The following is a 12924-nucleotide window of genomic DNA, read 5'->3' as shown; positions in this document are numbered from 1 at the left end:
TTATAAGGTGGCTATCGCACCATGGAGTAGAGGTTCAGTAAAATAGTCGTCTGTCAAACTGCTGCAGTTTTCTGATATTTTGTGGCTGTCGATTAACTGATGATATAATTCTGAATATTTATAGGCCATACTTGTTATGGAGAAATTATCATGTACATGATTCCTGCAGTCACCTGGATCAATAGTATTTACTCGACTGATTGCTTCAATCATTGCATCAATTGAGTCTACCACAATACCGGTTTTTCCGTCTACTACTATTTCAGGAACAGCTCCTCTCTTTAAGGCTATAACTGGTGTGCCGCATGCCATCGACTCGACAAGAACGAGCCCGAATGGTTCTCCCCATTGTATAGGGAATAAAGTTGCCCTTGCATGCCGGTACCAATGTTTTTTATGCTCGCTGCTGATCTCTCCAATATAGATAATCTGTTTATCACAATCCAATAACGGTTTTATTACCCTGGCATAATAGTCATTATCAACCGGATGCTTTCCTACTTCAGTGGAAAGGTCGATAGAATTATTCAGGCCTGCAAAAAACTCCCTGTCGGCGGGTTTATTCTGAACACAGCCGGCAATGATAAGCTTGGAACCTGTTTTTTTCGCAATTTCGATGGCCTTGTCCTGCCCCTTGTCATGGGTTATCCTTCCAATAGTAAATAAATAACTTCCTTTATCCGACTCATCCTTTACCGGGTATTCTTCAACGTCAATCCCGTGGTAAACAACATTGTCCGCGTTCACCAGTTCACTATACTGCTTTTTTTGATATTCGCTTATCGCAGCACAATACACCAATGGGGATGCAAGAAGATGATTTGCCCAACGCTGGTAAGCGCCTCCAAGAGAGCTGTCTTCTGCGGATACGTGAAGGGTCATTACAATCGGTACATTCATTTTGAATACACTATCATACATGAACTCAACCGCCTTTGGATCATGGGCGTGTATAATGTCAATGTCACCCCTCCTTGCCCTGTACAGTGCCTTTGAAAGGTGTATATTCATGGCCTTATGCTTTTCAGTGGTGTTGTCGCTCCAATAATCACCAGCGCTCCTATCAACAGTCACGTGATGTTCCCCAAAAACCCTTGAGTCTCCTGAACAGGCAACGATCGACCTGTGACCTGAAGCATCGAGCCCTTTGTCTATGTTATAAATCACCGTTTCTATGGGACCATAACCAAGGTTCGGTCTGATCGGCTGGTTAAGTGTTGCCACATGAAGCACTGTCAAATTTTCTTGCTTTAAACTTATCATAATTATACATCCCTTCTCGTTACTGCATGTTATGTTTTAAAAGTTCTCGGATTACCTGGATATGTTTTTTTCAGATCGTTCCAGCAGCATCATACTCAATTTTTTGAAAATAATATTTGCGTTCAATATGAGTATCGCCTTGTCTCAGACTGGGTAAAAAATTACTCTTGTCTACACGCATTCAGAGGTAGGACGACCGTCTAATATATTTATAATCTATGGTAAAGATTTTAAAGAAACAGCGTGGTGCTGTTGTGTTCCCTAGATAAGTTGGCTGCCACAATCTACACAATACTTGTTTCTATCTTTTCTTCTTTTAGCATGTTCATCTTCGCTACAATTTTTTATGGATATGTCTCCATTTACTACCTTGCCACACATTGGACAGGCATGCACAGGAGCATTAATACGGCCGTGATTAAAGTTTGGACATCTATTATTCTGTATCATTACCTTTTGATCCTCTTTATTCTCTACTTGCCATTTTTATTTGTATATTCATTAATATACTTTACGGCATCACCAACGGTTTTTATTCTCTCTGCATCTTCGTCCGGAATATTTACCCCAAATGCGTCCTCTAATTCCATAACAAGTTCTACTATATCAAGTGAGTCTGCTTCTAAGTCATTTACAAAAGATGTTTCAAGTGTAACCGGTTTCCCGTCTTTACTTAATTGCTTAATAACCATCTCTTTTAATCTTTCCTCTGTTGACATATCACTCCTTTTTAAGTTTTGTCTTGTGTGAAAGGACTAAACGAAAACCTTCATGCTGAAACCAATCCATTGGTATGCGTCTACCCCGGACTGCAGTACGCACATCCATCGGCGTGTTGATCCAGGAACCACCACGGAGAACACGATAAAACCCCGTTAAAGGTCCATTTGGATTATCCTTATGGCCACTTTCATAATATTGCTCATCATAATTATCAAATACCCACTCCCATACATTCCCACACATATCGTGTATGCCGAGCCCGTTAGGGTTTTTCTGTCCGACCGGGTGTGCCATTCTCTCTGAGTTATCTTCATACCATGCATAATCCTTAAGTTCAGCCTCATCACTCGTCCCTGCCCAACGTTCCTTATTGCCTCCGCTTCTAGCCGCATATTCCCACTCTGCCTCTGTTGGTAATCGATAATTTTTACCAGTCATTTTATTTAGCTTTATTATATAATTATGTACGTCTTCCCAGCTTACATTTTCTACCGGATAATTTCCACTGCCGTTTACATCAGATTTACTTGTTTTCATCATTTCCGCCCATTCCGTTTCTGTCACCTCGTACTTGCCTATATAAAAATCATTTACACAAATCTCATGTACCGGATTTTCATCATCTTCTCCCTCATCAAAGGTGTCTCCCATCTCAAAACATCCTCCCTTGACAAACACCATCTCAGGTTCCGCAATGACTATTTGTGAAAACAAAAACAATAATAGAGTGGTTACAAGACTTACAACTATCTTCATAAAATCCTCCTTTTATTTATTTATAACTCTCGTTCACTGAGGTAGTGCAACACATAGAGATAGAAAGGCCCTCTGTGCATAACACATTTATACTTTGAAAACGTTTGCAGCTCTGGTGCCCTTTAGTCCCTCTTCAATTTCAAACGTTACCTTGTCGCCCGCAAAAAGAGTCTTAAAGCCATTACACCGGATTGAAGAATGATGTACAAAGACATCATCTCCACTTTGCTGAGAAATAAAGCCGACTCCTTTTACATCGCTAAACCACTTTACGATCCCGTTTATCATGATGATTAACACCCCCTTCCCTCTCATTTAGAAAAACTATTGTTAAAGTGCTCTCATCACTTGTAATAAAGAATAAATAAGAGCAATCTTTCATTTCATATTGCAAGACATAAAATATAGTACGCTGGTGAGAAAGGTGTCCTATTCGAACACGATATTTAAACAGATCACGAACAGAGAGATGGGCAAAATATTCGTTTCTTTATCTGCAAAAATCATTATAGACGAATATTGAGACAATGCATCCAACAGTAAACCTTTAGAGAGATTCCCTGGATACTATCTCGATGTTACTAGCCTTATTATTAGAAAGGTTGAGCAAAAACAAATAGAAGTGTGCATGTGAAGCAATATACACAGAGCATAATCATTTGGACTTACTCCATTGATGTGTCAATACGTCTGCAAACAAATAACGGATAGCATTGAAACCTTTTTAGACCTGTAAAACATCTTATAAGAAATTAGACTCCATTGAGTACGGAGTAGATAAACAGTAGATTTGACTTCTGGTATGATCTTGTTTACTTCCACTTGCTTAGTGTATACTAGAAATGAGCATTTACAAGGGTTAAAATAAATAAACTTTACCGGTTGACATGCCGTGATTTGTAACTTCAAACTAACACACAGTTTCGGAGATACAAGCGAAACAAAACTGTGATTTTTTCAGAAAGGACTCAGAACAAGTTATAAATGTTACTGTGGCTTTTGTGAATTCACTAATAATGAATTGGTATTGCCATCATATGAATCATGGAAAGAATGATGAAGAAAAGGGATCTTGAAATAGTTGAAAAATTTAGAGATCTTGTATCACAGAAAGCGAAAAGTACGTGAACTTTGAGTATTCGGATCTCGTGCAAGGGGAGATTCTGTCTCTTGAAAAAGAAAAGACTCTAAGCATTTTGAACCTATATGTAGATCTTCATTGTCCCAGGTTAATTTGTCTAAAGAATTTTCTATTAAATCTGATAATGTAAAGAGAAACGTATCTAACAGAAAATGGAATCAGTATCAATAACATACGAATAGGTTTTATCAGCATGTCTCTATCCATTCATACCGGTACATTGGCACCCTCTCTTTTATCCCGGTCAGATATCTTTCCTTCTCGAAGATCAGTGTTATAGACATCTTCATTTTAAGCAATTTTTGAAGATAGTTGTTCATAAGATGTACCGGAAAACAATATCTGGCTCGCCTTTTATTTTTACGTAACACTGAGAGACCGAGGGTATAAGCTATTTCATTATCACGGATATGATAAAATTCAAAAAACTCCCCACCTGAAAAAAAAGTATATCACCTATAAACCTACTCCTGTAATACAAATACTGCTGATATGTCTTTCTAAACTCTTTAGGGTACTTGTATTTTCGAACAAGCTTCTTTCCTTTCGGATCAAAATATTGGTCTAAGAAATTGTGCTTTGCCCATATAGACTTGCAGAGGTTGTACGTGTTTGCCATCTTGAAATGGCCAAGATAGGATGACAAAATAGCATGTAACCGGTCTAACATCTCTTCATCAAAAAGATACCTTCGGTAGTATCGTCCTTCTTAGACTAAAAGTGTCTTGTATTCACGTAACCTTACCTGCAAATTATTTACTACACGTCATCTTACCAACAGATAATCCGGCCGTACTATATAACCCAGAAAATCAATCCCGTTACTAACCGGTTGGAGTTTAAACGATTTCCGCAGTTCCAGTTGGGGCTTGTCATCAAGAAATATCTCAATTTTGTCTTTCCACATTATGAGCTCCTCCCTGTCTCTTGAGAGAAGCAGAAGATCATCACAGTAACGCACATAATATCGGCACTTCAACTGATGCTTTACAAATTGGTCAAGCAGATTTAAATAGATATTGGCAAAGAATTGACTGTTTAAATTTCCGATTGGAAGCCCCTTGTTTTTTGTTACTTTAAACAGGCTCTTATGAGGAGGAATTTTGTTCAAAATCAATGTAATCAATATGGTACAAGTGTCAGGTGGCGTGGTGTCTTAGATCAAAACTACGATTATTTAGCTGATTTAAATTCAGACCCGTTTACAAATGAGCCAGTAAGCGGCGGTATGGGTAATAAATTTGTTGGTAATATTGGTCTTGATGGTAACGGTGTGATCTCAGATTTTCCAATTGAATTTTATGAATTCCAAGAAGATATACCTCTGATGCCTGATTGTTTTGATGGTATACAGAATCAAGACGAAACGGGTATTGATTGTGGTGGCGTTTGTGAGTTAAATTTTGGCTTTGTGTGTCCTCCTACTGAAACCTGCTTTGATGGCATAATGAACCAGGATGAAACAGGAATTGATTTTGGTGGTGTATGCGGTACAGGTAATCCGGTTGCTCAACCTTCGGGAAATTTTACAGATGATAATGTGGACGGCATTGACGATATATCAGGTTTAGATTCTGGTGGAAATGTTCCTGTAGCTGTTCCGGGTACTGCTGACGGTACAACCTATGACGCAAGTCTTCCGGGTGATGTCTCTGAGATAGGTGAAACAGACTGGTCTGGATTAATTACCGGATATCTTGCCTCTAATCCTCTGGTACTTCTGGCCACTGGCAGTCAGATCAATGTTACTGGTGCTACGTGTTCACTTCCCATGACACTGTTTGGAAAATCCATGACTATTGATTTCTGTTCACTTGATTGGATGGTTGATCTGTTTGGAAGCTTTGTATTGGGTTTAATGGCCATAAGGGCTGTTTTTATAGCAATGGGAATATAATTTAATTCAGGGGAGTTTAACAAATGCCTGCATTATTGAGTTGGTTACTTTCTGCCTTTGGCAGTTGGGTAGGATATAGCGTTGTCCGGTTTACTGCTATGAAGTTATTCATCTGGACATTGGTTATTACTATTGTTCCGGTACTTTTCAGCCGTCTTATCTATATGCTCATAGAAGGAGTAATGAGCACGTTAAACACGATTGACGGCACTTATGGCGTCAACAGCTATCTAATCAATTTTACAGGCATTACGGCATGGTTTGCAATACATCTCAAGATCGTTGAAGGGTTCTCGCTTATTATGTCTGCTGTAGCTTTTAGAATGGCAATCAGGATGATTCCCTTTGTCCGGTTGTAAACAACTTCTGAAATCGTACATCCATGATCTTTTAGTAAAAGAACGGAAAGGAAAATCACCTCCCCCCTTTTCTTTTACGTTCTTTTATCAATACTTTTAAACTAAAGGTTTCTGGAAGTATATAAAAGCATGACAAAAATGCCTTATCTTTGGCGTGATTTTTTTTACTTACAGAAATTTCGATATAAAAAAGAAAGTCCTATAAATGCTCAGAAAACTGTGTGTCTTAGTATTTGTAATATGTTTTTTTACTCCGGGATGCGCTCTTTTAGATAAGACACATGAAAAAAACTTTTTACAAATACGGCTAAAACTAAAAATGTCGAAAGCTGGCAATGGAAAGTTAAAGAAGGCAAGGCAAAGGAATTTGAAAAAGGTGCAATTGATGTTGATATGCAGTTTGAGAAAGTTGAACTGACAGACGTTGTCAGTCTCTTGATGGGGATCATTAAAGAGAATTACATAATTGTTGATGATTTTATCGGTTCTGTAAATATCGAAATAAAAGGTAAATTTAAAAGAGATGAAATACTGAAAATGGTTCGTACTGTCTTAAATAGTAAAAACTATCAGCTTATAAAAAATGGTGCATTATATGGGATTCATAACAGTGAAAGCCTGAACGATCTTAATATACAGATTTCACCGGATGACACAAAAAATGTTTATCTTTATCGCCTGCAATATGAACGCTCTGAGAATCTTAAATCATTGTTAAATGATGTGTTTCCTGAAATTGTGATAACTGAAAACAGAAGTATCAATGTGTTAATCATTAAGGCCAGTATAGACGATTATCAAAAAGTTAAAGATGTCATCAAACCATTTGACAAACGGCCAAAACAAGTACTGGTTGAATTTACTATTATGGAAGTCACTTTAAATAACGCTCTTCAATATGGTGTCGAGTATTTTTTTAATACAAACAATAATAGAGGTGGTCAAGCGTCATTATTAACAGAGGGAATAACATCCTTAACCTCTGGTCTTCCCGGTAAAGGTCTCAAGGCTTTCACTTTCCATCGAGATGTAAACTCTTTCATCACTATTTTAAATTCTGAAAGCAGAGTAGAGATACTTTCAAAACCTCATGTGTTAGTCCAGGACGGACAGACCTCAGTTATTAAAATTGGTCGGTCAGAACCTATAAGAAAAGGAACTTCAGTAAGTGAAAATGGTTTAAGGTCTGAAAATATCGAATATCGAGACGTTGGTGTAATACTTAACGTCAAGGTTGATGTTGAAGAAAACAATGTTGTTAAATTATATCTTAGCCAGGAAATTAGCGACATTATTCAAACTGTCCAAAACCCTTTGATTGACTCACCATCGTTTACAAAAAATTCACTTGAAATGACTACATTGATTAATGACGGACAGAAAATTTATGTAGGTGGTTTAATGGAAAACTCAATAAATAAGAAAATCAGAAAAATACCGCTTCTTGGTGATATCCCTTATCTTGGGAAGATGTTCAGGTCTGAGGATATCAATAAAACTAAAACGGAGTTGATCTTGCTTCTCTCTGTTGAAATTCTCTTTAATGAAAAGGACTTTGAAAACCAGAAACTCAAATTTGAGAGGAAAATATAATGGCTATACGATTGATACAGTGAAAAATTGGTTCCGGTAAAACGTACTATGCAGTTAATCATGTTTTAAAATCATATTATACATGGTCTAATGAATTAGACTCTTGGATTCCGAAAGAAAGAGACGTTGATGTTAGGGTTTATACAAACATTAAGAACATGAAACTTGGTGAAGACTTGGATAAGTTTATTTCAGATGCTGGTGGACTTTCTACTTTTTTTAATAATAAATATCAAGAGACTTTCTGTATGAATTCAAATGTTATTTATATAATTGATGAAGCACAGGCAGGAAATTATTTTCATCGTAAGTTTTATGATGTTAATGTGTTTCTTTTCTTCCAGATGCATCGTCATTTGGGCTGTGATATCTATTTGATAACCCAGGACGTCCGTTGTCTGGCGAGAGAATTGCAACAGTTGGCTGAGTACGTAATAAAGGCAGTGCGACGTTCTAATTCTATTGGCAAGAGTTTTACCTATAAATTTTACTCTGGTGATGAATGCTTTAAGACAAAAAGAATAAAACAAGATCAAAAAGTCTTTGGAATGTACCGATCAATGATAATTAGTGAAGGTGAAAAGATTAAAAGTATCCCATTTAAACATATATTAATTTTTGTCGGTTTGGTTGTATGTGCTGGTTTGATATTTAGATTTGGTTTTATGAAAATCTTTCACAATATGAATAAAAATCACGTTTATCGCAAATCTGAAACAGTTGAAGAATACAGAGAATCTCAACTTAAACCGGAAAGATTAGAGAGAGAGGGTAGTAACACGTATAGAATCGTTGGTATTATTGACGGTCATTACGTTGTAAAAACCCCTAAAGGATTGAAAAAAGTAAAGATCATTGAAGCGAATAAAAAAAATATACGTGATGAAATAAAAATCGAAAAATTATAGTTATTGAAAATATTCTTTGACTTAATAAAAAAGACGAGATGTTGCTACTTGACCTTTAAAAATTAGAATTTATTTAAAATTTCTACGAGATTAAGTTCTTTTGAAAGTGCTTCTGACTCATTTAATATTTTTTCTCCTCGTGTCTTGTCACAATGAATCTCTGCCTTTCCCCAGTAATACAAAGCAATTGCAATCCTGCCTCGGTCATTATTTTTTTTAAAGAACTCAACAGAATCTGAATATAATTGAAATCCTTTCTCCGCCTCGCCAATATTGTAGCAAATTAATCCATTAGTCGCTGTAATTATATACTTGTCTAAAGGTGTAACCTTCGTTATATCAATATTTCCTATGACTTCAGAAGCTTCACTGATCTGGCCATCTAAACAAAGTGCATGTGCCAAGTTATTAATAAGAGTTGGATCTCCTGGGGAAGTAATTAAAGCTTTTTTTGAAATATCAATTGCAGTACCATATTCTTCTAAACAAACTGAGGCGATATAAGAACCAAACGAGCTTGCTCCTGTACAAAACGGTTGGAATTTAATCCAATCAAGAGCACTAGATAGTGATTCTTTAAATTTGCTCTCTAGAAAATACTTTCTTGTATTTGCTTCTGACAAAAACTTCAAATTAGGCCTGTTTGTTATTGGTATATTAATATTAGGTAATAACCATTCCGCCTGAGTGAGAACATTCTCATTTGGGTCAATTAGTGAGTCAACAATGTATTTCTTAGCTTTTCTATTTGATCCACTGTTATACTGTAATGTCCCAATCGTACAGTTCAGTTCCGAAAGGCAGAAATTGGAATAATTTCTAGAAGTAAGTAACTGAATACCCTTCTTATAGTATTTAGATTTTAGTCCAAACCTTTGTGTGAGAGCAATTTCTACAGAGGTTATCCAAGGGTCTATTGATACAAGATAAGATTTTTTGATTATATATAGTGCTTTATCCACCTCGCCAATATGAAGATAAAATCTAACTGCAGAGCGCAGTACAAAACGATTATTTGGTGAAAGGCTAACTGCAACATCAACACTCCTTTTTGCTTTTCTAATTTGGCCAATGATGGCGTAATAGAAAGCAATATCCATCCAATTAATAGAGTTATATGGAAATTGTATTATCCTTTTTTTAAGAGTAGATATCTTTGTAAGCACCCAGTTAATCACGTCTAGCGAGTTGCTCCAGTTCCTTGGAATCGACATTCCAAGGCAGTAAATCATTTACTGGTTTTCGATCTCGTAAATACATTGGCATCTCTTCGAAAACCTTTCGAAGATACCAGTAAGGCTCTAATCCATTAGCCCTTGCAGTTTCAACCAGCGAATACCAAGTTGCAGTTGCCCTTGCACCGGCCTCGCTTTGTGCAAACAACCACACCTTTCTACCCGTCGCAATAGGCCGGATATGACGTTCCGCATTGTTGTTGTCCAGTTGCAGGCGTCCGTCTTCCACGAAAACTGTTAGTTTTGACCATTGGTTGTTAATGTAGGTAAATGCATTCGACAGCAAACCTCCATAGCTAAACGCCTGCACCTGATTTCTATTAATCCAGGAACGGATCTTATCCAAGCAAGACTTAACTACCTCTTGTCTATATCTCTTTCGTTGATCCGGTGGTTTCTCTTTTTCTTGATTGTCAAGGTAGTAGAGTTCTCTGATCAACTCCATGCCTTGCCGGGCAATATTGGCAGCGCCTGGCGAACTGGCTTTTCTTGCAACATCAAACTTACGACGAACATGTGCCCAGCATCCCAACTGGATAACATTAGGACGCGAGGCTGATGCCCCATAACCAGCGTAACCATCGGTTTGCAAAAAACCACTGAACCCTTCCAACAGTTTGCTGGCTACAGCTCCTGCACGGCTGGGACTGTAGTGCATAAGTACAATCGGGGTATCGTTACCGCCAGTAACACGACACCAGATATAGGACTTCTGTTTAGCAGTTCGTCCTTCTTCGCTCAGAACCTGAAGGGTGGTTTCATCAATGTGAAGATAGTCATGTCCATCAAGCGCATTTTCCATGGTAGCTACCAGAGGAGAAATAATTTGCTCTGCACCTTTGATCATCCAGTCTGCCAATGTGGTACTGGTGAACGGTACGCCAAAACGTTTTCCAGCAATAGAAGCTATACGGTTTAGCGGAAGACCATCAGCAAATTTGCTCGAACCAACCCAGGCAAGAACACCTGGTGATGCTTGGGTTCGAGGCAAAGGAGCCGGTGGACTTTGTTGTGCAGTTATTGGCGGTTGCTTGCACTTGGAGTTAGAGCAACTGTACTTGAACTTAATGTTCTCTATTACTTGAAACCTGGCGGGAATCACGTCGTACTGAAATGAAACCTCTTCTCCTATTCGATTCAGGCAAGAACCACAGGAACACTGTTTCTCTTCTTCCAGCAGATCATGCTCCACGCGAACACGCGGAAGATGCTGGGGAGGGACACGTCGACCACCAGTCTTTCTGGTGTGCTCAGGTACCTTAGTTTCGGTTGCAGGTTCAACCTCACAAGCAGCATCCTCGTTACCGAACAGCAATTGCTGGCGCTTATCAAAACGCTCAGACTTTGAACTGAAACGATGATAAAGGAGGTAGTTGATCTTTTCTTCGAGTAGCATGATCTGGTGGTCTCTAGATTCGAGTTTACAACGCAACTCATCGTTCTGCGCAAGCACATTTTCAATACTAAAATCTGTTATTTCAACCACCGCTTCCATGACCTAAATCATACCATATTTCCTATTCATTCGATAGCTTATACTGCAATTATTACTGGTTTTTTTACCAAACTTTAAAGGGTGTTAACTTGGTGCTTACATATCTTTTGATAAATTTCAAGTTTTTGTATGTTTATAGCACTGTTATCACATTGTATCCCATTCAATATTGTATTAGCCAAATCTATTGCATACTTTGAGTACGACTTTTTTTCTTTTATAATATGTTTAGCAGCGTTAATGACATTAGTGTTATTTGTATCACCAAAAATGTAGGCAGTTGCGGCGTAGTCTATAGCAGAAAAGTTATCTTTTTTATTTATCCAATTTAATTCTTTTTTTAAATAAGAATAGTCAAAATCCCGACTATCAAGTATTGTTTTGTTTAATGGATTAATTTCACCCAATGATTGAGTAATCTCAAATGGAAGCCACCTTGGGATAACTTGACGATTATTTATGTCAACTGTTATTCTCATAAGTAATTCATTTCCGCATATTTTGCAAGTTTGTTAAATATACTTATATATCTTTGTAAATCAAACTGACCGTAGGACCTTATAAAAGTCTTTGGATTACCCCTCTTATCCGGGTCTGGATGACATAATTCATTAATAATTGAAATTGTTTCGGCAAGAGTTTTTGTGAGATATTTTGACAATTCCGCTTCTAATGCAATCATAGAATCTTGAAAGGCGTTAATTATTAAAGGTAAATCATGAGTAAAATCCTTGCCTAAAGGAATCTTATTATTTGCTTTCTTTAAGTTTAGTGTAATGCTTTGGGTTGCCGACATTTGAAGAAAATACGAAAAGAAAAGACTACCGAGATGATACATATCTATGCTAAATCTTTTAGTGAAATCGTTTGAATATTTTATCTTATAAAATTGTTCGAAAGGTGCATAACCCCTGTCTCCTGGCATACACAACTCGTCATTTGCTGATTCAATCACAAGATCGGAAGCACGGCCTAGATCGGAAATCTTTTCTTTTTCACTTTCAAAAATTAATATATTTGATGGTTTCAAGTCTTGATGTGCTACATTAGAAATATGAAGTTGTTGAATTCCGGTTGCAGCATTCTGAAGTGAACGAAAGCACCATGCCATATCAATGTTGTTTAGATTGCTTAACTGTGACCGAATATCTGTTTTTGCTTTTTCAAAAATAAGGTAATACACTATGGCATCTAAACCCGCAAATCCTGGAACCTGAGTACTTCCCGAAGCAACGGGAAGTGATACTTTTGACAATTTTCTTTTTTTGCACTTTTCTAGTATGTCACGTTCAGCAATAAAAGCTTTAGTCATATTGCTAATTTCTTGTATTGGGTCGGGAGTATGAAGTGCACTCGAAAAGTCAAATGCTTTCAAGAAATACTCTTTATTCTTTTTTTCTACTAGATACTGTTCTGAAAAAAAAACCACCTGTTGCTTGTGCTTGTGGATTAATCCTTTTTACAACCTCATATCCATCAGTTAGTGTTAGTCCTGCTAAACTATCCACTGGCCTTGAATTTGTCATTTTTTTCCTCTTTCATTCGTATCTTAAA

15 protein-coding genes and 1 pseudogene are annotated in these 12924 nt (G+C 37.2%); 4 read left to right on the top strand and 12 right to left on the bottom strand.

Annotation, left to right across the window (positions count from 1 at the left end; genetic code table 11):
* From SCALIN_RS18300 to SCALIN_RS18270, 7 genes and pseudogenes are all read right to left on the bottom strand, one after another.
* Positions 1–1263: a glycosyltransferase gene (locus SCALIN_RS18300; RefSeq protein WP_096895899.1), complete on the bottom strand. Its 1263-nt coding sequence runs from the start codon at positions 1261–1263 to the stop codon at positions 1–3.
* Positions 1264–1524: 261 nt separating this feature from the next.
* Positions 1525–1713 carry a hypothetical protein gene (locus SCALIN_RS18295; protein ID WP_096895898.1) on the bottom strand — a complete coding sequence of 63 codons (189 nt, stop codon included), beginning with the start codon at positions 1711–1713 and terminating at the stop codon, positions 1525–1527.
* 23 nt (positions 1714–1736) lie between these two features.
* On the bottom strand, positions 1737–1982 hold the full coding sequence (acpP, locus tag SCALIN_RS18290; protein ID WP_096895897.1) for an acyl carrier protein: 246 nt from the start codon (positions 1980–1982) through the stop codon (positions 1737–1739).
* Position 1983: 1 nt separating this feature from the next.
* Positions 1984–2742 carry a formylglycine-generating enzyme family protein gene (locus tag SCALIN_RS18285; protein WP_096895896.1) on the bottom strand — a complete coding sequence of 253 codons (759 nt, stop codon included), beginning with the start codon at positions 2740–2742 and terminating at the stop codon, positions 1984–1986.
* Between the two features lie 87 nt (positions 2743–2829).
* Positions 2830–3030: a cold-shock protein gene (locus tag SCALIN_RS18280; RefSeq protein WP_096895948.1), complete on the bottom strand. Its 201-nt coding sequence runs from the start codon at positions 3028–3030 to the stop codon at positions 2830–2832.
* A 1041-nt stretch (positions 3031–4071) separates the two neighbouring features.
* Positions 4072–4317: pseudogene (locus SCALIN_RS24150) on the bottom strand (hypothetical protein); the annotation flags it as partial.
* 332 nt (positions 4318–4649) lie between these two features.
* A complete protein-coding gene (locus tag SCALIN_RS18270) occupies positions 4650–4994 on the bottom strand; it encodes an RNA-directed DNA polymerase (protein WP_162532400.1) in 345 nt (114 codons plus the stop codon).
* On the opposite strand from SCALIN_RS18270, the gene SCALIN_RS18265 reads away from it, so the two are divergent.
* The 4 genes from SCALIN_RS18265 (at position 4974) to SCALIN_RS18245 (ending at position 8640) form a co-directional block, all read left to right on the top strand.
* Positions 4974–5780: a hypothetical protein gene (locus tag SCALIN_RS18265; protein ID WP_096895893.1), complete on the top strand. Its 807-nt coding sequence runs from the start codon at positions 4974–4976 to the stop codon at positions 5778–5780. The two genes, SCALIN_RS18270 and SCALIN_RS18265, sit on opposite strands and share 21 nt — an antisense overlap.
* A gap of 23 nt (positions 5781–5803) precedes the next feature.
* Positions 5804–6139: a hypothetical protein gene (locus SCALIN_RS18260; RefSeq protein WP_096895892.1), complete on the top strand. Its 336-nt coding sequence runs from the start codon at positions 5804–5806 to the stop codon at positions 6137–6139.
* A gap of 393 nt (positions 6140–6532) precedes the next feature.
* Complete coding sequence (locus SCALIN_RS18250) at positions 6533–7732, top strand: type II secretion system protein GspD (protein WP_096895890.1); 1200 nt, start codon at positions 6533–6535, stop codon at positions 7730–7732.
* A 26-nt stretch (positions 7733–7758) separates the two neighbouring features.
* On the top strand, positions 7759–8640 hold the full coding sequence (locus SCALIN_RS18245) for a zonular occludens toxin domain-containing protein (RefSeq protein ID WP_096895889.1): 882 nt from the start codon (positions 7759–7761) through the stop codon (positions 8638–8640).
* Positions 8641–8702: 62 nt separating this feature from the next.
* Here SCALIN_RS18245 and SCALIN_RS18240 read toward each other — a convergent pair whose 3' ends face one another.
* From SCALIN_RS18240 to SCALIN_RS22400, 5 genes are all read right to left on the bottom strand, one after another.
* Positions 8703–9806 (bottom strand): tetratricopeptide repeat protein, encoded by a 1104-nt coding sequence (locus SCALIN_RS18240; RefSeq protein ID WP_133112031.1) that lies wholly within the window; start codon positions 9804–9806, stop codon positions 8703–8705.
* 4 nt (positions 9807–9810) lie between these two features.
* Complete coding sequence (gene tnpC, locus SCALIN_RS18235; protein ID WP_096893127.1) at positions 9811–11370, bottom strand: IS66 family transposase; 1560 nt, start codon at positions 11368–11370, stop codon at positions 9811–9813.
* A 74-nt stretch (positions 11371–11444) separates the two neighbouring features.
* Positions 11445–11849, bottom strand: a complete 405-nt coding sequence (locus SCALIN_RS18230) for a hypothetical protein (protein WP_096895887.1) — start codon at positions 11847–11849, stop codon at positions 11445–11447.
* Complete coding sequence (locus tag SCALIN_RS18225) at positions 11846–12745, bottom strand: protein kinase domain-containing protein (protein ID WP_133112029.1); 900 nt, start codon at positions 12743–12745, stop codon at positions 11846–11848. Before SCALIN_RS18225 ends, SCALIN_RS18230 begins: the two co-directional genes overlap by 4 nt.
* A gap of 10 nt (positions 12746–12755) precedes the next feature.
* A complete protein-coding gene (locus tag SCALIN_RS22400; RefSeq protein WP_162532399.1) occupies positions 12756–12896 on the bottom strand; it encodes a hypothetical protein in 141 nt (46 codons plus the stop codon).
* Positions 12897–12924 lie beyond the last annotated feature (28 nt).

Origin of the sequence: Candidatus Scalindua japonica (genome assembly GCF_002443295.1) — a bacterium.
Classification (GTDB): domain Bacteria; phylum Planctomycetota; class Brocadiia; order Brocadiales; family Scalinduaceae; genus Scalindua; species Scalindua japonica.
Note: the sequence above shows the minus strand (reverse complement) of the source record. Positions and strands in the feature narration are given on the sequence as shown.